Source organism: Microbulbifer regidiadema (SeqCode) (assembly GCF_052467605.1).
Map to the genome: position 1 here is coordinate 4,277,386 of NZ_CP174316.1, position 21,457 is coordinate 4,298,842.

Here is a 21,457-nt window from a genome sequence, read left to right on the forward strand (position 1 = left end):
TGGTGATCTTAGATTTTCGTGGGGAGGGGTGAAATGTTATCAAGAATATTTGTTCTTACTTTTTTTCTTGCTGTTGGTGGCTGTAGTTCGGTTAATTCGCTTAAGGAGTCACTGTTTGGTTCCGGCCAACAAAAAGCAACCTTGACCGATCGAATGAGTACCTATACGGACTTGGTGAGTTTGCCGGCTCCCAGAGGAAAAATCGTAACCGCAGTGTATGGTTTTAGTGATCAAACTGGCCAATATAAGCCCTCACCCTCCAGTTCATTTTCGACCGCAGTGACTCAGGGCGCTGCCGCTATGCTGGTTCAGGTGCTGAACGAATCAGGCTGGTTTGTAACCCTTGAGCGGGAGGGGCTGCAAAATCTGCTAACTGAGAGGAAGATCATCAGGGCAGCATTGAAGGAGCAGGATAACTCTACAAGCCCCGCATTTGAATTACCTTCGCTAATGTCGGCCAATATTATGCTTGAAGGTGGTATTGTTGGATATGATACCAATATTGAAACAGGTGGAGCTGGTGCTCGCTATTTTGGTATTGGTATTTCTGAACAGTATCGTGTCGATGAGGTTACCGTTAATTTACGTGCTATAGATGTGCGTAGTGGGCGAGTGCTCAGTAGTGTTTTAACCAGTAAGAAAATTTTATCCAAGCAGGTTCAGGGGGATGTTTACAATTTTGTTGAGTATAAGCGTCTACTTGAGATTGAGGCGGGCTCAACAACTAATGATCCCGCACAATTGTGCGTTCTGTCGGCAATAGAATCGGCGGTAATTCATCTTATCTCTCAAGGTGTTAATTCTAATTTGTGGGCCCTGAAAGATAATAGTCAGTACCCTGTGTCCGTGCTTAGTGAATATGCGGCGGCGCCAGTAAAAATATTATAATAATTTTTTATATTTGCCTTTGCTGCGCTTGTAGTTTTTAAGTCTAAAAATCTTGATTCAATACGCTGGGGTTGCCTTAGAGTTCTGGAGTTGCAGAGTGAGGCGGCCCCATTTTTTTGTATTTTTGTGTAATTTGTTGTGATAGATTTTTTGCGGGTTTTGTGTTTTCCATATTTAATTATTGTCGTCATACAAAAGTTTTAAGTTCCTCCGGTTATTTGTTGTTAAATGTATCCTTTCTTCTGATTTAAGATTTATTGTTTTTTATTTATAGTTGTTCATGTTGTTTCTTATAGTTGTTAATCGTTCTTTACAGCGAGGTGGTTAGTGATAAATACAGCTAAGCGAGTAACGGTAATTTTATTTCTGTTTCTGGTTTTGCCGCTTTCGGTGTGTGGAGCTTCTGATTTAGACGGTCTTGATGAGTTGTCTGTGGGGCAGGGAGCCTTGGATCTTCTTTTGTTGAGAGAGGATTCAGTGTTAGGTAATTTGGCTCGGGTCTCACAGGTGGGTGATTTCAATCAGGCAGAAGTTACTCAGTCCGGGCTTTACAATCAGGCCATCCTGATGCAGGAGGGCAATGCCAATACAGCTTTAGTGCAACAACTTGGCGATTCTAATTATGCTGCGATATCCCAGTCTGGAGCCTACAACCAAGCTACAGCAATACAGGGTGGGATAAATAATGTGGCATTAATTAGTCAGATTGGTTACGGAAATTCTGCAAACATTATTCAAAATGGCGATGGATTGTTTGGTTTTGTCGCGCAGTTTGGCGATGACCATACGGTGCAACTGGTGCAGTACGATTAATGAATTGCACTATTTTACTGTTATTTGAAATTTTAGTTTTAAGGGGATTGGTAAATGAAAAAGATTAAACTTGCTGCTGTTATTGCTTTGCTCGCTGGTTCCGGTCAGGCTTTGGCCGATAATAACTTCGCTGATCAAGTGCAGCTCGGGGAGGCTAACTATGCAACGGTTTCCCAGGTGACCGAGGCAACTAATAATGCTTCCTACCAGTGGCAGGAAGGTAATAACAATTATGCTTATGCAAGTCAGAGTTACGCCGATGGCAATTATATAGATCAAACCCAGCTGGGTGATCGCAATTTCTCTGATACCTCACAAAGTACCCAGGTGGGCAGTGAAGCTATGAGCTACCAGGATGGGGAAGGTAACTCAAGCACTATTCATCAGTGGAATTCTGGCTCCTACAACAGTGCTTATGCCGTACAGTTTGGCAGTGAGAATATGCTCCATATAGATCAGTACTCTGGCTCCAACTTTAATTATGCAGATATGTACCAGGATGGTACTGATAACATGGGTGTCCTTCAGCAAGAGGGTGAGGGTAACTACTTCTACAGCACTCAGTATGGTGATAACAATGGTATCTGGAACAGCACCTGGTACCCCTCTCCTGATGGTTTTCTGGGCGGCCAAGTAGGTGATTTTAACGTTGCTTATACCTATCAGGACGGCGCTGAAAATACAGCTAACCTATTGCAAAGCGGTGATTCTAACTTGTTGGATCTCGTACAGTACGGTATTGCCAATACCACTACTGTCCTACAGCTAGGTTCTTCCAATGCTTCTTTTGGTTATCAGTCAGGTGATAATAACGTTACCAATGTTACCCAAAATGAGACTAATAATTTCGCTTCTATAGCGCAAGTTGGAACTGATAACCTCACAAATCTAGTGCAAACGGGTGACTTCAATACTACTGACTTTGCTCAGTATGGAGAGGCTAATCTGGTAAATATCGACCAAACTGGCAGCAGTAACTATACCTTTGGCTATAGTGATGGTGTTGCCAACACTGTGGATATTGATCAGTCTGGCGAACTGAACTTGGCCGAAGTACATCAAGATTATGGCAGTGGAAACCTGATCACCATAGCCCAGTCTGGTTTTGAGCATTCTGCTCACGTTGGACAGGGTGGTTACGATAATGCTGCCTATATCAATCAGACTAGCGCATTAAATATGGCGAGTGTTGAGCAGGTTGGCAGCAATAACCTTGCTACTATCTCTCAAAACTAATTTTTAGCTAGCTCTATCTTAGCTAATGTCAGTCAGTTAAGCTGGCTGGCATTAGTTCTTTAATTGCTATTGTAACAGTCACCTCTATATATTCCCTCCTGCATTCAACTCTGAAGTGTATCATCCTTTTGACCCCAGTTGACTCCTTTGCTTTATAGGGGCTTTTCTAGGGGGTTGTGGCTAATAGAAGCATGTTTTTTCTCCGCTCAATACCTCGTCAGCCCATTGAATACGATTGGCCTTACGCAGGCTGATAGTAGAGCGTTTTTTATTCTTTTGTAGCTGAGTCAGAATCCTCAGTGCAGAAGGTAGGCGTCTTTAACCCGGTTGTAACTCCTCAGTTAAAAATTTTCTGCCAAGCTCTATTGGTGTAGACTTATTGAGATTCCCCACACTTTTTCTACTATTTATAAGTTTAGGATGTTTGATCATGAAAAAGCTAAATCCACTGCTTTATCATTTTGGTAGCGTGGATATGACAAATTCTGGTCGATAATACCTGCGCTGGCTAAACATAAAATACCAGTTCAATAAGTGCCGGCTAAGTTGGCAATGATAGCTTCGCCATTGATGCTGTTTGAAGCGGTTTTTAAGTTGTGAGTGTCGCAGTTTTTATTTTAATTAAGTTTTATTTTGAGGTGTTTTGTTTGGCCTGTAATGCCACGCAAGGCTGTGTTGACAGTAGTTTAGAATTTTATCTTTATTTGTTGGGTTGTGGGGGTAGTATAAGTTTTTTCTTTGTGGGGTTGTTTGATTTGTCGTGCTTTATGTTTTTGTATTTTGGTTCTCGTGTTTCATACAAAAGTTCTACGATTTCTAGTTTATTTTTTGCTAAATGTATTCTTTCTTCTGATTTAAGGTTTGTTGATCGTTATCTATAGTTGTCTATATTTTCTCTATGTTGTTGCTAATTTTTATTTGCGGCGATGCAGCTAAGTAGAGGGCGGTGATTTTATTTCTTTTCGCTGTTTTCCGCTTTCGGCATGTGGGGCTTCTGGTTTAGGTGAAATCGATTACTTGTCTGCAGGGTAAGGGGATCGGGATCTTCCTTTATTGAGGAAAGATTCAGTTATGGATAGCTTGGTTCGGATTTCACCGCTGGGTAATTACAGTCTACTAAAGCTTCCCAATTCGATCTTTTACGATCAGTTCAACCTGATATAGGAAGGCGGTAATAATAGGATTTGGATACCGTGGCTCATCGATTCCTATTGTGTGGTGATATCTCAGGCTGGGTCTATAACCATGCTATAGCGATATGCAGTGGCGTAAATAATGTGGCATTAATTAGTCAGGTTGGTTGCGGAAATTCTGTCAATAGTATTCAAAGTGCTGGTGGATTGTTTGGTTGTGTCGCGTAGTTTGCTTGGCGACCATGAGGCGCAACGGGTGCAGTACCATTAAAGTGTTGCACTACTCTGCTGTTATTTAAAATTTTATCTCTAGGGAGATCGATAGATGACGAAGATTAAGCTCGCTGCCGCTATTGCTTTGCTCGCTGGTTCAACTCAGGCTTTGGCGGACAATAACACTGCGGATCAAATGCAGATCGGAGAGGCCAACTATGCAGAGGTTACTCAGGTAACAGAGGCAACTAATAACGATGCCTATCAATGGCAGGAGGGTGATAACAATCAGGCTTATGCGGACCAGAGTTACGCCGATGGCAATTATATAGATCAAACCCAGCTGGGTGATCGCAATCGCTCTGAAACCTCACAAAGTACCCAGGTGGGCAGTGAAGCTATGAGTTACCAGGATGGGGAAGGTAACTCAAGCACTATTCATCAGTGGAATTCTGGCTCCTACAACAGTGCTTATGCCGTACAGTTTGGCAGTGAGAATATGCTCCATATAGATCAGTACTCTGGCTCCAACTTTAATTATGCAGATATGTACCAGGATGGTACTGATAACCTCACAAATCTAGTGCAAACTGGTGACTTCAATACTACTGACTTTGCTCAGTATGGAGAGGCTAATCTGGTAAATATCGACCAAAACGGCAGCAGTAACTATACCTTTGGCTATAGTGATGGTGTTGCCAACACTGTGGATATTGATCAGTCTGGCGAACTGAACTTGGCCGAAGTACATCAAGATTATGGCAGTGGAAACCTGATCACCATAGCCCAGTCTGGTTTTGAGCATTCTGCTCACGTTGGACAGGGTGGTTACGATAATGCTGCCTATATCAATCAGACTAGCGCATTAAATATGGCGAGTGTTGAGCAGGTTGGCAGCAATAACCTTGCTACTATCTCTCAAAACTAATTTTTAGCTAGCTCTATCTTAGCTAATGTCAGTCAGTTAAGCTGGCTGGCATTAGTTCTTTAATTGCTATTGTAACAGTCACCTCTATATATTCCCTCCTGCATTCAACTCTGAAGTGTATCATCCTTTTGACCCCAGTTGACTCCTTTGCTTTATAGGGGCTTTTCTAGGGGGTTGTGGCTAATAGAAGCATGTTTTTTCTCCGCTCAATACCTCGTCAGCCCATTGAATACGATTGGCCTTACGCAGGCTGATAGTAGAGCGTTTTTTATTCTTTTGTAGCTGAGTCAGAATCCTCAGTGCAGAAGGTAGGCGTCTTTAACCCGGTTGTAACTCCTCAGTTAAAAATTTTCTGCCAAGCTCTATTGGTGTAGACTTATTGAGATTCCCCACACTTTTTCTACTATTTATAAGTTTAGGATGTTTGATCATGAAAAAGCTAAATCCACTGCTTTATCATTTTGGTAGCGTGGGTATGACAAATTCTGGTCGATAATACCTGCGCTGGCTAAACATAAAATACCAGTTCAATAAGTGCCGGCTAAGTTGGCAATGATAGCTGCGCCATTGATGCTGTTTGAAGCGGTTTTTAAGTTGTGAGTGTCGCAGTTTTTATTTTAATTAAGTTTTATTTTGAGGTGTTTTGTTTGGCCTGTAATGCCACGCAAGGCTGTGTTGACAGTAGTTTAGAATTTTATCTTTATTTGTTGGGTTGTGGGGGTAGTATAAGTTTTTTCTTTGTGGGGTTGTTTGATTTGTCGTGCTTTATGTTTTTGGGTTTTGGTTCTCGTGTTTCATGCAAAAGTTCTACGCTTTCTTGTTTGTTTTTTTCTAAATATATTCTTTCTTCTGATTTAAGGTTTGTTGATCGTTATCTATAGTTGTCTATATTTTCTCTATGTTGTTGCTAATTTTTATTTGCGGCGATGCAGCTAAGTAGAGGGCGGTGATTTTATTTCTTTTCGCTGTTTTCCACTTTCGGCATGTGGGGCTTCTGGTTTAGGTGAAATCGATTACTTGTCTGCAGGGTAAGGGGGTCGGGATCTTCCTTTATTGAGGAAAGATTCAGTTATGGGTAGCTTGGTTCGGATTTCACCGCTGGGTAATTACAGTCTACTAAAGCTTCCCAATTCGATCTTTTACGATCAGTTCAATCTGATACAGGAAGGCGGTAATAATAGGATTTGGATACCGTGGCTCATCGATTCCTATTGTGTGGTGATATCTCAGGCTGGATCTATAACCATGCTATAGCGATATGCAGTGGCGTAAATAATGTGGCATTAATTAGTCAGGTTGGTTGCGGAAATTCTGTCAATAGTATTCAAAGTGCTGGTGGATTGTTTGGTTGTGTCGCGTAGTTTGCTTGGCGACCATGAGGTGCAACGGGTGCAGTACCATTAAAGTATTGCACTACTCTGCTGTTATTTAAAATTTTATCTCTAGGGAGATCGATAGATGACGAAGATTAAGCTCGCTGCTGCTATTGCTTTGCTCGCTGGTTCAACTCAGGCTTTGGCGGATAATAACACTGCCGATCAAACGCAGATCGGAGAGGCCAATTACGCAGAAGTTACTCAGGTAACAGATGCAACTAATAACGCTGCCTATCAGTGGCAGGAGGGTGATAACAATCAGGCTTATGCAGACCAGAGTTATGCGGATAACAATTATATTGCTCAAACTCAGATCGGCGACCGCAATTGGACCTACACCTGGCAAGACAACCAGATAGGCAGTGAGGCGAGTAGCTATCAGGAGGGAGAGGGTAATTTAAGTACTATCCATCAGTGGACAGGGTTCTACAACAGTGCTTATACCGCGCAGTCTGGCAGTGAGAATATGCTGCATTTAGATCAATACTATTATTCCGATCTCAACTATGCAGAGATGTACCAAAATGGTAGTGACAATATGGGTGTTCTACAGCAGCAGGGGGAAGGTAACGAATTTTTCAGTACTCAACATGGCGATAGCAATGCTATTTGGAACAGCACCTGGTACTCCTCTCCCGATGGCTTTGTGGGTGGCCAAGTAGGCTATTATAACACTGCTTCTATTTACCAAGATGGTTTTGAGAATACCGCCAATCTCTTGCAAAGCGGTGACACTCACTTTCTGGAACTCTCGCAGTATGGTGTTGGCAATATATCTACCATCTTACAGTTGGGTTCTTCCAGTTATTCTTTTGGTTATCAGTCAGGTGATAATAATGTCACTAATGTTACCCAGAATGAGACTAATCATTTCGCATATCTAGCGCAATCTGGATCTGGCAATATTACAAATCTAGTGCAAACGGGTGACAATAATACTGCGGACTTTGCTCAGTTTGGAGATATTAATCTGGTAGATATCAATCAGGATGGCGATAGTAACTATAGCCTTGGCTACAGTGATGGCACTGCCAATAATGTAGATATTGATCAGGTTGGAGAATTAAATTTAGCGGAGGCCTCTCAAGTTGGTGTTGGCAATATGATGACCGTGGACCAGTCTGGCTATGAGCATTCAGCTTATGTTGCCCAGAACGGTTCCGAAAATATTGCTATTGTCAGCCAGGCTAGCGCACTGAATACGGCCAATATTATGCAGACTGGCAGCAGTAATTACGCCACCGTCTCTCAGGGCGGCGGTGATGGGTCATCTGCTGCTTTCTAAGCAGTCCTCTTAAATCAGAGTCAGTCAGATAAGCTGACTGACTCTAATTCAAAAGGGAGCTCGCCAACTTTTTTGGAAAGGTGTGTATAGTTTAAGAGTCCCGGAAGTTTCATGACTTACAGTCACACTGTGCGATATACAGTTGCGAAAATTTTGTAAATATCCAAAGTGCTATTGGATTATTGGATTATTGGATTATTGGATTATTGGATTATTGGATTATTGGATTATTGGATTATGTCGCGCAGTTTGCTTGGCGACCATAAGGTACAACGAATGCAGTACGATTAAAGTATTGCACTACTCTGCTGTTTTTAAAAATTTTATTTCTAGGGAGATCGATAGATGATGAAGATTAAGCTCGCTACCGCTATTACTTTGCTCGCTGGTTCAAGTCAGGCTTTGGCGGATAACAATTTTTCTGATCAAGTGCAGACCGGAGAGACTAACTACGCAGAGGTTACTCAGGTAACGGAGGCAATTAATAACACTGCCTATCAGTCGCAGGAGGGCGATAACAATCAGGCTTATGCAGAGCAGAGTTACGCGGATGGTAACTCTATTGAGCAAGATCAGACCGGCGATCGTAATGAGAGTGAGATCTGGCAATACGAGCAGATAGGCAGTACAGCGAGAAGCAATCAGTGGATAGAAGGCAATTCAGGTATCCTCCTTCAGAAGTCAGGCTCCTATAACTATGCTTATCTCGCTCAGTATGGCAGTAACAATATAGCCCATGTAGTTCAAGATTCTAATTCTGACTTTAGCTCGGGGAGTATGCATCAAACGGGTAGAAGCAACACGATTGCTATGTACCAGCAGGGGGATAATAATGGGTTTATGATCTATCAAGATGGCGATAACGGCGCTGTTTGGGGCAGCGCCTGGCACCCTTCTCCGGATGGTTTTTTGGGTGGCCAATTCGGCGATGACCACTATGCTTATATCTCGCATAGTGGTTTTGAGGCTACCGTAAACCTATTGCAAACTGGTTATGATCATTCTCTGACCGTCTACCAGCACTATGGTGCTGGCAGTATATCGACTATCTTGCAGTTGGGTTCTGAAAATAACTCAAGGGTTTCGCAGTCAGGTAATAATCATATTGCTAATGCTTCCCAGAACGGGATTGATAATTATATTAGAAGTTATCAAGCAGGAGATAATATGATTGCTAATTTTTCCCAGAGCGGGATTGATAATTATATTCATAGTTACCAACCTGATGATTATTTCGATGACAACATTGTAAATCTAGTGCAAATGGGGGAGGGTAATATAATCTTTAGCGAACAGTCGGCCACCTCTCAGGCCAGTGCTTATGCTACACAGCTTGGTAATAATAACTTACTCAATTTAAACCAAGAATATGGTTTCAACTATTCCTACAACTACGCAGAGATTTACCAAGAGGGTAATGAAAACGTGGCTGATCTGGAGCAGTCGGATAAGAATAGCTACTTTGTAGGTGCTCAATATGGTGACAGGAATGCTATCAGGGCCAGTGGGGATTCCGATGGTTTTAGCGGTAGGCAAGAAGGTGATTTTACTACTGCTTATATTTACCAGGAGGGTTTTGAGAATATCGCAAATCTATTGCAAGACGGTGATAATAATTCTGTGGATCTTGCACAGTACGGTGTTGGTAATATAGCTACCATCCTACAGTTGGAGTTTGATTTATGGTCAGGTGATAATAACACTGCCAATGTTACCCAGAATGGGACTGAGCATGTTGCTTATTTGGAGCAGTTTGAAGTTGATAACATTGCAAATCTGGTGCAAATGGGCGAAGCTAATACTGCGGAATTTTCTCAGATTTTAAATGCTAACTTGGTAGATATCAACCAGGAAGGCTATAGTAACTACAGCCTTGGTTACAGTGATGGTACTGCCAATAATGTAGATGTTGATCAAGTTGGTGAGTTAAATTTGGCAGAGGCCTATCAAGTTGGTACTGGCAATATGATCACCGTGTATCAGAATGGCTCTGAGCACTCGGCTTATATTTCTCAGACCGGTTTCGATAATATTGCGCTCGTCAGTCAGGCTGGCGCACTAAATGCGGCCAATATTATGCAGACTGGAAACAGTAATTACGCCACCGTCTCGCAGGGTGGTAGTGGGCCATCTACAGTTTTCTAAGTAATTCCCTTAAATAAATGTCGGTTAGTTAAGCTAATTGGTGCTGATTTAAAAACAAGCCCGCAGATTTTATCGGGAAAGTACGTATAGTTAGTCCCGGAAGTCCGGCAAATATTATTCAAAGTGGTTGTGGGTGTTTAGTTGTGTCGCGCAGTTTACTTGGCGATTATGAGATGTAACGGGTGCAGTATGATTAACGTATTGCACTACTCTGCTGTTATTTAAAGTTTATTTTTAGGGGAGTTAATAGATGAAGAAAATTAAGCTCGCGGCTGCTATTGCTCTGCTTGTTGATTCAAGTCAGTCTTTGGCCGACAATAACTTTGCCGATCAAACACAGATCGGAGAAGCTAACTACGCAGAGGTTACTCAGATAACAGAGGCAATTAATAATGCTGCCTATCAGTGGCAGGAAGGCAATAACAATCAGGCTTATGCAATCCAGAGTTACGCAGATAGTAACTATATTGAGCAAACTCAGATCGGCGATCGTAATGTGGCCGATCTCTGGCAAGACGACCAGGTAGGTAGTGAAGCGGAGATCGCTCAGACGGGAGATGATAATTTAGGCACCCTCCTTCAGAGGGCAGGCTCTTATAACGAGGCTAGGATCGGACAGACGGGTAGTGAGAATATAGGCCATTTGGTTCAAGATTCTGATTCCGACTTTAACAGCGGATCGGTGGGGCAATTGGGTAATGGCAACACGACTGTTTGGCACCAGCAGGGGAACCGTAATCGCTTTTGGAGCCTTCAAGTGGGTGATAACAACGCTATTTGGAGTAGCACCTGGTACTCCTCTCCCGATGGTTTTTTGGGTGGCCAAATAGGCGATGAACATACTAGCTATATTTGGGTAACTGGTTTTGAGAGCACCGTAAATCTATTGCAAAGCGGTTATGGTCATTATCTGTATCTCAGACATTTCGATGGTGTTGGTAATATATCTACTGTCTTACAGTTGGGTTCTGAAAACTTGTCTAGGGTTTATCTGTCAGGTGATAATCTTGTTACTAATGTTACCCAGAATGGGGTTGGTAATGATATTGATGTTGACCAATTGGGAGCTGATAATATTGCAAGACTAGTGCAAACTGGTAATTATAACGCTATAGAATTTGAACAGTCCGAAAATGCTAATCTGGCAAATATCGATCAGGTTGGAACATCAAATTTGGTAGAGGCCACTCAAGATGATGATGTAGGCAGTGAATTGATAAGTTATCAGGAGGGGGAGGATAATACAAGCTTTATCTCTCAGTGGGGAAACTCCTACAACATTGCTTATGCCACACAGTTTGGCAGTGAGAATATACTTTATTTAAATCATTTCTTTGGAACCGACTTTAACTACGCAAGGATGCACCAAGAGGGTAATGGCAACGTGGCTGGTCTGCGACAGTTGGGGGACGGTAACCACTTTGTTGGCACTCAATATGGTGATGGTAATGCTATCTTGAGTAGCACCTGGATACCCTACCCCGATGCTTTTAAGGGTGCTCAATCAGGTGATTTTAATACTGCTTATATTTACCAGGAGGGTTTTGAGAATATCGCGAACCTATTGCAGCAAGGTGATAATAATTTTGTGGAACTTACACAGTATGGTGTTAGCAATATAGCTACCATCATACAATCGGAATATTCGACAAGTAATAATAACACTGCCAATGTTACCCAGAATGGCTCTGAGCATTCGGCTTATGTTGATCAGAGTGGTTCCGATAATATTGCACTTGCCAGTCAGTTTAGCACACTGAATGCGGCTAATATTATGCAGTCTGGAAGTAGTAATTACGCCACCGTCTCGCAGCTCGGAGAGGCTAACTACGCAGAGGTTATTCAGAATGAGGGTTCAGCTAATAACGATGTCCATCAGTGGCAGGAAGGTAATAACAATTATGCTGATGCAGTCCTGCAGTCAGGAAATAATAGTTATATTAACCAAACCCAGATCGGCGATCGTAATTTTTCCTATGCTAATCAGCATTATCAGGTAGATAGTGAAGGTGGGAGTTACCAGGAAGGGGAGGGCAACGAAAGCGAGATTAAAAACAGTTTTGGCTCCTACAACAGCGCTTATGCTGTGCAATTCGGCAGTGAGAATATCCTCCGTTTAGCTCAACACTATGGTTCTGATTTCAACCATGTAGAGGGGTACCAAGAAGGTAGTGGTAACAGAGCTTTTCTGCATCAACAAAAAGGCGAAAATAATGACTTTGTTAGCACTCAGTATGGTGAAAACAACACCATTTGGAGTAGCCCCTGGTACAAACCTATCCCTTTTACGGGTGGTCAATTAGGTAATTATAATGCTGCCTATAGTTACCAGGATGGTTTTGAGAATGGCGCTAAGCTATTGCAGGAAGGTGATGCTAATTTTTTAAATCTCACACAGTATGGTGCCGACAATATATCTACCATCATACAGTTGGGTTCTTCAAACACTTCTTGGGGGTATCAGTCAGGAAATAATAATATTGCCAATATTAGCCAGAATGAGACTAACCATACCGCTTATTTGGAGCAATCTGGAGCGGATAATGCTACTGAATTTGCTCAGTATGGAGATGCTAATCTGGTAAATATTGATCAAAACGGCGATAGTAACTATAGCTTTGGTTACAGTGATGGTACTGCCAATAATGTAGATATTGATCAGGTCGGTGAGTTAAATTTGGCCGAGGCCTATCAGGTTGGTGCTGGCAATATGATCACCGTGTATCAGAATGGCTCTGAGCACTCGGCTTATGTTGCTCAGACCGGTTCCGATAATATTGCTATGGTTAGTCAGTTTAGCGCACTAAACACGGCCAGTATCATGCAGACTGGCAACAGCAATTACGCCACCGTCTCACAAGGCGGTAGTGGGACATCTGCAGCTTTCTAAGTAGTTTCCTTAACCAGTGCCAGGCAGTTAAGCTAACTGGCACTGGTTTTTAATGGTGATACTTAAAGCCCGCTTTACTAAAAATAGCGCAAATCTTATTGTCTTACTCGCTGTCTGTGACTTCTATCGCTGCTTTTTAGTTTATCTCACAATCTATCCGCAGAGTTGTTATAAGCCTTTTGCTTCTCAGTCTTTCCTGGGGAATGTCCGTAGATATTAGGAGAATTTAAACTTATCCATTAGCGCCGACTTATACGGGACTTGGTTTTTATGTGTAAAGCTGTTCAGGGCATTGAAAATTTAAACCGGGCAAGAATTCTTCAGCCTGGCTGCTGTGCTCCAGTTTGGTGTTGAGCAATCTGTTTATATTGTCCAATAGAGTTGGAATAATATTGTAACTATAAGTTAGTCCAGTATATTGAATGCGATCAGTGCTTTCAGGGATGTTTTTTGCTGGGCTAGTACCAGGCAGACAAGCGGTCTGATATTGGCTTTATAGTAATATGGCGCAAGGCTTTCATTTTTATAACTTTTAGTTAAAGCACTTCTGAATAACTGCGTGATTTCTCTGTAAGCTAGGGGGGTTATGGGGTTGTCGGTCGGTTTCTTTATTGTGATATCATCACAATAGTAGTGCAGAGGTTGGCGTCCTTTTAGTTTGTTTTTTATTGGGGTGGTAATCTTTTTAAGATATGCTGCCTGTAATAACGCCAATCCTTCGCCTCTCCTCAAAAATGAAATAAATGTCTACTGTGTATGATATTGATTGGCTGGGTTGGCTAAATATTTCCTGGAAAAATTATCGAGTTTGATGGTGAAGTTTTGGTTTGTCGCGCAATTCGGCGATGGCCAAGTGATCTGGTCGGTGTGGTTAAGGTATTACACTTTTTGCCCGTATTTAAAATTTTAACTTGGGGGAGATTGATAAATGAAGAGGATTAAACTTGTTGCGACTATTGCTTTGCTCGTTGGTGTAGGTCAGGCTCAGGCCGATGGTAATCACAGTGAACAGGTGCAGTTTGGTGAGGATAACTATGCAGAAGCTTTTCAAGGGGTTGCTGCAACTAATAATGTGATTCTTCAATGGCAGGACGGTAATAATAACCGGGCTTTTGCCGAGCAGAATTCAGATGACAGTAATCATACCGATCAAACTCAGGTTGGTGATCGAAACCTGACCTCCGTTGAGCAGACGCTACAAATAGATAGTACAGCGCAGACTTATCAGGAGGGGGAAGGGCATTTCGCAACGGTTCAGCAAATGGTCGGTTCCAGTAATGCGGCTTATACTGCGCAGTTTGGCAGTGAGAATATGATCTACTTAACCCAGGGCACTGCGATTAACGATTCTAGCCACAATAGCGCAGAAATGTACCAAGAGGGGAGTGACAATATCGTGGGCCTGCGGCAGGAGGTGTATGGTAACTATTTTTCCAGCGCGCAGTTGGGTAATGGCAATGCTATTTGGGCCAGTACTTGGCCGTCTTCGCCCGATGGTTTTGTCGGTGGCCAAGTGGGCAACTCTAACTCGGCGACGGTTTATCAGGAGGGGGATGAACACACCCTAAATCTATTGCAGAGTGGTGATTTTAACTCGCTTGATCTTGCACAATATGGTTCTGGCAATACGTTTACTGTCTTGCAGTTGGGTTATTCAAACGTTGCTCTTGGTTATCAGAGGGGGGGCAGTCCTCTTATTACTAATATTAACCAGAATGGAGCGAATAATCTGGCTAATGTAAGTCAAGGCGGTGCAAGCGGTATCGTGAATCTGGTACAGACTGGCAATAACAATACTATAGGCTTTACGCAGATTGGATCTTCCAATCTGCTGGATGTCGACCAAATTGGTATCGGCAATCAGGCTTTTGGTGAATCTGCTGGTAGTTCCGATATTACTGATATTGATCAGTTTGGCGACTTAAACCTGGCGGAAATTGAGCAGGGGGTTACTTTTGATAGCCTGGTTACTGTCGTTCAGTCGGGCCTTGAGCTCTCTGCTTATGTTAGTCAGGAAGGCCGCGATAATATTGCAACCATAAATCAGACCAGCACATTGAACACGGCCAATATTATTCAGGGGGGGCATACCTTCTTAGGTGGCACGGGTAACTTTGCCAGTATCACTCAGAACTGATTCTGAGAAGCTAGTAGGGGTGCAGAAAGCTAGCTTGTTGAATAATGCCAGTCAGTTAAGCTGACTGGCATTATCTTTTTTAAGCGGGTAGAGGCCTGGTAAGCTGAGTTATTGGGAAGTTACTCAGAGTATTCGCTGGCCGCAAAAATTAAGGGTTAGTGCCAATAGGCCGGTCCAGGGGGACTGTTGCCCGCTGCCGCCCTTAATTGCCGTATCTATAGCGCGTGCGCGAACGAGTAGGCTTTCAAGTTGCTTCTGCTTGAGCCGCTGTAAGGCCTCTTGCACCAGTGGTTGTCTTTTTTGCAATCTCACTAAGCGGGCCAGGGGCTGGCCCTGGTCGAGCTTTTCCATAATATCGAGCAGTGTGCGAATTTCCCGGGTAATAGCCCAGAGGACGATCGGGGGCTCAATACCTTCAACACGCAGTCCATCTAATGTCTTAACGGCCTTGGCAGCATTTCCCGAGAGTATGGTATCAATCAGATCAAAAACACTGTATCGCGCGGAGCTGGTAACACTGTGCTCCATCATTTCTACGGTAATTTGTTCGCCGGGGTTTGCGAGCTTGAGTTTTTCGACTTCCTGACTGGCCGCAAGTAGATTTCCCTCGACCCGCTCGGCCAGTATTTGCACTGCCTCGGGCTCTGCGGAAAGCTTGGCTGCCGCAAGGCGCTGGTTTATCCAGCGGGGCATTTCCTGGGCGGTTACCGGCCATACCTGGACCAGTACTCCAGATTGCTCCAGGACTTTTACCCACTTGCTGTTGAGCTGTGACCTGTCCAGTTTGGGCAGTACCAGTAACAAGAGCAGATCCTGATTGGCCAGGGCGGCAAATTCCTGCAGGGCTTTACTGCCCTTATCGCCGGGTTTTCCCCCGGGTACACGCACTTCTATCAGCTTTTTTTCGGCGAATAGAGACATATTGCCGGCTGAGGCAAGCAGCGTGCCCCAGTCGAAGTTGTGCTCTGCATGAATCAGTTCGCGCTCGGTGACGTTGTGTTTCCTGGCCGTAGAGCGGACTAAATCACAGCACTCCTGGACTATTAAGGGCTCGTCACCAGAGATAATATAAATTGGCGCGAGACCTTTTTTTAGGTTTTGCTGTAGTTGCTGGGGATTGATGCGCATTGGCAGGACTAACCTAGTAACTTTTATCTTCTAGAGGTGCGTTGACATCAATGCGTCGCAAGCGGTCAATAATTCGTCCAATAAGCTCCCGCTGCATCTCTGCACGCAGGGTATTTTCCTCTTCACTCTTACTGACAATTTCATCGACATCCCACTCTAAGGTGCGGTAAACATCGGCCTTGGCTTTACTGAGGAGAACCTGGCCGGTACCGGTGCGCACGCTATAAATAGCACTGCTGATCAGTTCGTATTCCGATGCTCGCCCTTCAGAGTCTACGGCGACGGTCAGTTTCCTGTCCGTTTCCTGGTGAATTACCAGTGAATAGTCGGAGTCCGCAGGAGACTCTGCCATGGATACTCCCGCATTTCTTAACAGCCGGGTTAATTGCTCTGCGGTATCACTGCGCGGATTTTCTGTGGAGATATAGAGTGTGCTTCCGGGCGGGAAATTTTTAGGTGCGCCTCTTAGATGCCACCCGCAACCGGCAATAGTGATAGCGAGAAGGAGAGTGGCGGCTCGACTTGCGATGGTTTTCATAACGACTTGCCTTGGTCTTGTCGGCTATAGGAAGCAGACTAAAGCGGGCCGGGAGTGAGACTCCCGGCGATCTTGTTGCGGATCTTTATTTGGCGACAATATTTACCAGTTTGCCGGGTACCACGATCACTTTGCGCACCGTAGCTTCACCGATAAATTTCTGGACGTTTTCATCGGCAAGGGCGAGCTTTTCCAGACTCTCTTTGTCCGCATCAGCCGGCGCGTCCAGTTTTGCACGCACCTTGCCATTGACCTGAACGATCAAGGTAATCGAGGTGCGCACCAGAGCTTGTTCGTCGACTAGCGGCCAGGGGGCATCGATCAGGGCGTTGCTATTGCCGAGCACCTGCCACAGCTGGTGGCAGATATGCGGCGTTACCGGAGCCAGCAGCAGGACCGCTGCTTGCAGGGCTTCTCTCTCTACGGCCAGCCCCTGTTCGCTACTGCGATCCGCCAGCTTGCCAACCTCATTGAGCAGTTCCATAACCGCAGCGATAGCGGTATTAAAGGTTTGGCGGCGGCCGTAGTCGTCGCCCACTTTTTGGATGGTCTCGTGAGTTTTGCGGCGCAGCTGCTGTTGCTTGTCATTGAGGGACTGCTGGTCGATCTGCGCTGCACTGGAACCCGCAGCGATATGCGCGTGAACGGTTTTCCAGAGTTTGCGCAGGAAGCGGCTGGCACCTTCCACACCGGCATCGTGCCACTCCAGAGTCTGCTCCGGGGGCGCGGCAAACATGGTGAACAGGCGCACGGTATCGGCACCGTACTCCTCAACCGCAGCGTGGGGGTCTATGCCGTTGTTTTTGGACTTGGACATCTTCACCACGCCGCCGGCAGTGATCTGTTCGCCGCTGGCTCGCTCAATCGCTTTGGTGGGCTTGCCCTTGTCATCGCGCTCAACATCCACATCGGCGGGGTTGATCCAGGTCTTGTGGCCGTGCTCTTCTTTGTAGAAGGATTCGGCTAACACCATGCCCTGACACAGCAGCTTCTTGAAGGGTTCATCACTGTTGACCAGGCCCTCGTCGCGCATCAGCTTGTGGAAGAAGCGCGCGTAGAGAAGGTGCAAAATGGCGTGCTCAATACCGCCGACATACTGGTCGACCGGCAGCCAGTAGTTGGCGCGGTCCGGGTCCAGCATGCCCTCTTCAAAATCGGGGCAGGTGTAGCGGGCGTAGTACCAGCTCGACTCCATAAAGGTGTCAAAGGTATCGGTTTCACGCTCTACGGGTGTACCGTTGAGTTCGTCCTTGCGCCATTCGGAATCGGCTTTGATGGGCGATTGAACGCCGTCGAGTTCGACATCTTCCGGCAACAGGATCGGCAGTTTGTCTGCGGGTACTGGGATCTCGCCGCCGTCGGCCAGGTTGAACATGGGGATGGGCGCACCCCAGTAGCGCTGGCGGGAGACACCCCAGTCGCGCAGGCGGTAGTTGGTCTTAACCCGGCCCTTACCTGCGGCAATCAGTGCTTCGGAGATCGCCGTAAAGGCGCCATCAAAATCCAGGCCGTCAAAATTGCCGGAATTTACCAGTTTGCCTTTCTCGGTATAGGCCTCTTGCTCCAGGTCGACAGACTCGCCTTCGGCAGCCGCGATAACCTGTATCACCGGCAGCTGGTATTTTTGCGCAAATTCCCAGTCGCGCTGGTCGTGGGCCGGTACTGCCATCACCGCACCGGAGCCGTAATCCATCAGTACATAGTTGGCCACCCATACGGAGACCTCTTCACCGCTGATGGGGTGAATTGCCTTGAGCCCGGTATCCATGCCTTTCTTGTCCATCGTGGCCATATCGGCTTCGGACAGGGACTGCTTTTTGCACTCGGCGATAAAGGCTTTGAGTTCGGGGTTGGACTCGGCAAGCTCCAGGGCGATAGGGTGCTCGGCAGCCAGGGAGACATAGGTGACACCCATCAGCGTATCCGGGCGGGTGGTGTACACATCGAAGTGGTCCATGCCCGCAATAGATTTGGGCAGGGCAAAGCTCAGCTCTACTCCCCGGCTCTTGCCGATCCAGTTGCGCTGCATGGTGCGCACCTGCTCGGGCCACTCGGGCAGTTTGTCCAGGTCTTCGAGCAGCTCTTCGGCATAATCGGTGATCTTGATAAACCACTGGGCCAGCTCGCGGCGCTCAACGGTGGTGCCACAGCGCCAGCAGGCGCCATCTTCTACCTGTTCATTGGCCAGTACGGTCTGGTCGTGGGGGCACCAGTTCACCGCAGAGTTCTTCTTGTAGACCAGGCCTTTTTCGTAGAGGCGGGTGAAGAACCACTGCTCCCAGCGATAGTAGGAGGGTTGGCAGGTGGCCAGTTCGCGGGACCAGTCAAAACCAAAGCCGAGGGCCTTCAACTGGCCCTTCATATACTCGATATTGGCATAGGTCCACTTGGCTGGCGCGGTCTTATTTTGGATCGCGGCGTTCTCTGCGGGCAGACCGAACGCGTCCCAGCCCATGGGGTGCAATACGTTTTTACCCTGCATGCGCTGATAGCGAGTAATTACATCGGTAATGGTGTAGTTGCGCACATGCCCCATATGCAGCTTGCCGCTGGGGTAGGGGAACATGGATAGGCAGTAGAATTTTTCCCTGCCGGCGTCTTCCTTTACTTCAAAGCTCTTCTCGGCCTCCCAGAACTCCTGGGCGGAAGCTTCGACTGCGGAGGGGGTGTACTGCTCTTCCATCGATTCGGGACCTATACTCTGTGATCAAAATTTGCGGGAAACTATTCAGTGTTTATTGGGGCGGTGAGCGCGTGACAATAGTTAGAGATTGATCGCGATCAAGTTCCGCTCCCGGTGCATCTTTTACGATGCCTAAACGCGAGATTATAGGAGGGATGCCGTGACGAAGGAACCAAAGTTGCCGCCGAAGGATGATCTGATCAACGAGTTTCGCGAAGACTTTGAGGATTTGGTCGAGGGTGAGCTGGCTATCGAGAATCTCACCGCCAATAAAATGACATTTTTGCGCGCTTGGCTAAAAGATGATCTGCACCGCGCGGCGGGTTATATCCGCGGGTTGGGCGGGGAGCTAAAAACTTTGGAGGAGCGCAGTGGAGAGTGGCTGTTGAATGCGGCGGACCCGACCGAAACCGCCTGGCCAAACTTAATGCGCTGTATCAAAGAGGGCAAACCCTGGGCCCTGGCGGGTGAATTCGTTGGCGCCGATGAGGAGTTGCAGTGTCTCGGTTGTGGCTATCGGGCAATGCCCCCACTGAATACCCAGATTACGCCCTGCCACCGGTGCGGCTACGGCTGCTTCCGACAGATTGAGGGTGGTTTGGAAGATTGATGGGGGCCTACCCAGTGGTAGCGAGTCTACTAATGCCGCCGCTGCTGCCACTGCTGGGGTTGTTACTGGCCTTTATGCTGCGCTTCTCCCCTTCCGGCTCGCTGTTGGAGAAGTCCTCCCTGCCACTGGCTGTTATTTCTTTTAGTGTGCTCTGGGTGAGCGCAACCCCGGCCTTTACCTCCTGGCTGGGAAACCGGCTGGGCAAGGTGCCAGAGCAATCCAACTTCCGCCCCGAGGCGCTCGTGATACTGGGTGCTGGGCGCTACCGGGAGCGTTTTTCGCAGAGAGAAAGACTCTCTGCGGCGAGCCTTGAGCGAGTGATCGGGGCTCTGGAGGGAGCCCCGGCGGGAATACCGATATTGGCATCCGGTGGTAGGGTGCATGCGGGGGAGCAACTGGCGGAGTCCGAGTTGATGGCGAGGCTAGTGGCGGAATTCTCGCTGCCGGTTACCTGGCAGGATAATTGCAGCCGTACGACAGCGGAGAATGCGGTCAATAGCGCGGATATTTTGCATCGCGCTCAGGTGAAGTCGATTTTACTGGCGACGCACTGGTGGCATATGCCCCGCGCAGCGGAGACCTTTACCCGCGCGGGCCTGAGGGTGCAGCCCCTGCCGGTGGGGAGTGCCGCTGAGCTGATGCCTCGCGTACAAAACGGTCTGGGGCGCTGGTTGCCCAGTGCGGTTTCCCTGTTGAGAACTCAGGTCTATTGGCGGGAGATACTGGCGCGGGTTTGGTACCGCTGGAGACCCCTGCCGCCGGTTAGAGATTGTTGAGGCTGTCAGAGCACTGAGCGCCTCGAAAAGTGGGCACCCAAGGCCCGCAGCGATAGGGGGGAGTGATTTAGAGACTCCCCAAGGAACTTTTTGAAAAATGTAATCTCATAGGCTTGAGGAAGGATAGAGAGATGGGGTTTCACGCTGGAAGACCTGACAATTCTTTATAAACTTCCTTGATTGCTAGTTGTACCGGGATTAGGATGACTGGCGCCACAAGGCCTCCCTGGTGATACTCTTTTTGTGGGAATTGGCTTTTGTGGGTAAGAAGCATAACAATAATTGAGATAACCTTATGATAAAGGGCATCCCACTTTCTTTCTCTCCGATACAGCTACACAACCGCTTGAATCGGGCTGTTTGGATCGGCTTCAAACGGGTTGAGCAAGATGGCCGCACACTGGTGTTTCTGTGTGCCGGCGATGATAGCGGCGCTCAACTCAGCAAGAATTTTGAAACCTTTGCCGGGCAGATAGTCCGCGAGTTCGACTTGTCACCGGCGGAGGTGGAGTTTATCGAACTCCGGGTAAAAGCCGAGGAGTCCAATTGGTATCGCTGGCACGCTCAGTGGGTGGGCTCGGCGCCAATGGACTGCCACGCCGATCTGGTGACCAGTGAATCCAGCCGCCGTTATCTGGCCCAGGCGCTCGCGAGTGATATGGTCGCCGCCTAACAAAT

The 21,457-nt window shown here is 46.5% G+C and carries 15 protein-coding genes; 11 read left to right on the forward strand and 4 right to left on the reverse strand.

The genetic code is table 11. The features are described 5' to 3' along the window. Positions 1–33: 33 nt before the first annotated feature. The 7 genes from ACJJIF_RS19345 to ACJJIF_RS19375 all read left to right on the forward strand — a co-directional run bounded on the left by ACJJIF_RS19345 (position 34) and on the right by ACJJIF_RS19375 (position 12,907). Positions 34–888 (forward strand): CsgG/HfaB family protein, encoded by an 855-nt coding sequence (locus ACJJIF_RS19345; RefSeq protein ID WP_444929907.1) that lies wholly within the window; start codon positions 34–36, stop codon positions 886–888. 327 nt (positions 889–1,215) lie between these two features. Continuing rightward, positions 1,216–1,701, forward strand: coding sequence for a hypothetical protein (locus tag ACJJIF_RS19350; RefSeq protein WP_444929908.1), 486 nt, complete (start codon positions 1,216–1,218; stop codon positions 1,699–1,701). 54 nt (positions 1,702–1,755) lie between these two features. After that, the gene (locus ACJJIF_RS19355; RefSeq protein ID WP_444929909.1) at positions 1,756–2,937 is read left to right on the forward strand and encodes a hypothetical protein; all 1,182 of its coding nucleotides are present in this window, start codon (positions 1,756–1,758) and stop codon (positions 2,935–2,937) included. Positions 2,938–4,395: 1,458 nt separating this feature from the next. Beyond that, positions 4,396–5,211, forward strand: a complete 816-nt coding sequence (locus ACJJIF_RS19360) for a hypothetical protein (RefSeq protein WP_444929910.1) — start codon at positions 4,396–4,398, stop codon at positions 5,209–5,211. Positions 5,212–6,669: 1,458 nt separating this feature from the next. Next, on the forward strand, positions 6,670–7,872 hold the full coding sequence (locus ACJJIF_RS19365) for a hypothetical protein (protein WP_444929911.1): 1,203 nt from the start codon (positions 6,670–6,672) through the stop codon (positions 7,870–7,872). A gap of 345 nt (positions 7,873–8,217) precedes the next feature. Continuing rightward, complete coding sequence (locus tag ACJJIF_RS19370) at positions 8,218–10,017, forward strand: hypothetical protein (protein ID WP_444929912.1); 1,800 nt, start codon at positions 8,218–8,220, stop codon at positions 10,015–10,017. A gap of 250 nt (positions 10,018–10,267) precedes the next feature. Next, positions 10,268–12,907, forward strand: a complete 2,640-nt coding sequence (locus tag ACJJIF_RS19375; protein WP_444929913.1) for a hypothetical protein — start codon at positions 10,268–10,270, stop codon at positions 12,905–12,907. A gap of 405 nt (positions 12,908–13,312) precedes the next feature. On the opposite strand, the gene ACJJIF_RS19380 is transcribed toward ACJJIF_RS19375, so the two are convergent. After that, on the reverse strand, positions 13,313–13,621 hold the full coding sequence (locus ACJJIF_RS19380; RefSeq protein ID WP_444929914.1) for a hypothetical protein: 309 nt from the start codon (positions 13,619–13,621) through the stop codon (positions 13,313–13,315). 214 nt (positions 13,622–13,835) lie between these two features. Between ACJJIF_RS19380 and ACJJIF_RS19385 the strand changes: the two genes are divergently transcribed. Beyond that, entirely contained in the window at positions 13,836–15,044 is a 1,209-nt protein-coding gene (locus ACJJIF_RS19385) for a hypothetical protein (RefSeq protein WP_444929915.1), read from the forward strand. A gap of 123 nt (positions 15,045–15,167) precedes the next feature. Here the strand turns inward: ACJJIF_RS19385 and holA are convergent, their stop codons facing one another. From holA to leuS, 3 genes are all read right to left on the reverse strand, one after another. Next, positions 15,168–16,172 (reverse strand): DNA polymerase III subunit delta, encoded by a 1,005-nt coding sequence (gene holA, locus ACJJIF_RS19390; protein WP_444929916.1) that lies wholly within the window; start codon positions 16,170–16,172, stop codon positions 15,168–15,170. A 13-nt stretch (positions 16,173–16,185) separates the two neighbouring features. Further along, positions 16,186–16,710 carry an LPS-assembly lipoprotein LptE gene (locus tag ACJJIF_RS19395; protein ID WP_444929917.1) on the reverse strand — a complete coding sequence of 175 codons (525 nt, stop codon included), beginning with the start codon at positions 16,708–16,710 and terminating at the stop codon, positions 16,186–16,188. Between the two features lie 85 nt (positions 16,711–16,795). Further along, on the reverse strand, positions 16,796–19,393 hold the full coding sequence (gene leuS, locus ACJJIF_RS19400; RefSeq protein WP_444929918.1) for a leucine--tRNA ligase: 2,598 nt from the start codon (positions 19,391–19,393) through the stop codon (positions 16,796–16,798). Positions 19,394–19,553: 160 nt separating this feature from the next. Between leuS and ACJJIF_RS19405 the strand changes: the two genes are divergently transcribed. The 3 genes from ACJJIF_RS19405 to ACJJIF_RS19415 all read left to right on the forward strand — a co-directional run bounded on the left by ACJJIF_RS19405 (position 19,554) and on the right by ACJJIF_RS19415 (position 21,452). Beyond that, positions 19,554–20,003, forward strand: coding sequence for a zinc ribbon-containing protein (locus ACJJIF_RS19405; RefSeq protein WP_444929919.1), 450 nt, complete (start codon positions 19,554–19,556; stop codon positions 20,001–20,003). Continuing rightward, a complete protein-coding gene (locus ACJJIF_RS19410) occupies positions 20,003–20,779 on the forward strand; it encodes a YdcF family protein (protein ID WP_444929920.1) in 777 nt (258 codons plus the stop codon). The genes ACJJIF_RS19405 and ACJJIF_RS19410 overlap by 1 nt, the downstream gene beginning before the upstream one ends. 295 nt (positions 20,780–21,074) lie before the next feature. Continuing rightward, the gene (locus tag ACJJIF_RS19415; RefSeq protein WP_444929921.1) at positions 21,075–21,452 is read left to right on the forward strand and encodes a hypothetical protein; all 378 of its coding nucleotides are present in this window, start codon (positions 21,075–21,077) and stop codon (positions 21,450–21,452) included. Positions 21,453–21,457: the final 5 nt, after the last annotated feature.

Bases quoted from the DNA above. Each gene is read 5' to 3' on its own strand.
- ACJJIF_RS19370 (WP_444929912.1), top strand. From the start codon at position 8,218: ATGATGAAGATTAAGCTCGCTACCGCTATTACTTTGCTCGCTGGTTCA.
- ACJJIF_RS19415 (WP_444929921.1), top strand. From the start codon at position 21,075: ATGATAAAGGGCATCCCACTTTCTTTCTCTCCGATACAGCTACACAAC.
- ACJJIF_RS19410 (WP_444929920.1), top strand. From the start codon at position 20,003: ATGGGGGCCTACCCAGTGGTAGCGAGTCTACTAATGCCGCCGCTGCTG.
- ACJJIF_RS19355 (WP_444929909.1), top strand. From the start codon at position 1,756: ATGAAAAAGATTAAACTTGCTGCTGTTATTGCTTTGCTCGCTGGTTCC.
- ACJJIF_RS19385 (WP_444929915.1), top strand. From the start codon at position 13,836: ATGAAGAGGATTAAACTTGTTGCGACTATTGCTTTGCTCGTTGGTGTA.
- ACJJIF_RS19360 (WP_444929910.1), top strand. From the start codon at position 4,396: ATGACGAAGATTAAGCTCGCTGCCGCTATTGCTTTGCTCGCTGGTTCA.
- ACJJIF_RS19375 (WP_444929913.1), top strand. From the start codon at position 10,268: ATGAAGAAAATTAAGCTCGCGGCTGCTATTGCTCTGCTTGTTGATTCA.
- ACJJIF_RS19395 (WP_444929917.1), bottom strand. From the start codon at position 16,710: ATGAAAACCATCGCAAGTCGAGCCGCCACTCTCCTTCTCGCTATCACT.
- leuS (WP_444929918.1), bottom strand. From the start codon at position 19,393: ATGGAAGAGCAGTACACCCCCTCCGCAGTCGAAGCTTCCGCCCAGGAG.
- ACJJIF_RS19365 (WP_444929911.1), top strand. From the start codon at position 6,670: ATGACGAAGATTAAGCTCGCTGCTGCTATTGCTTTGCTCGCTGGTTCA.
- holA (WP_444929916.1), bottom strand. From the start codon at position 16,172: ATGCGCATCAATCCCCAGCAACTACAGCAAAACCTAAAAAAAGGTCTC.
- ACJJIF_RS19345 (WP_444929907.1), top strand. From the start codon at position 34: ATGTTATCAAGAATATTTGTTCTTACTTTTTTTCTTGCTGTTGGTGGC.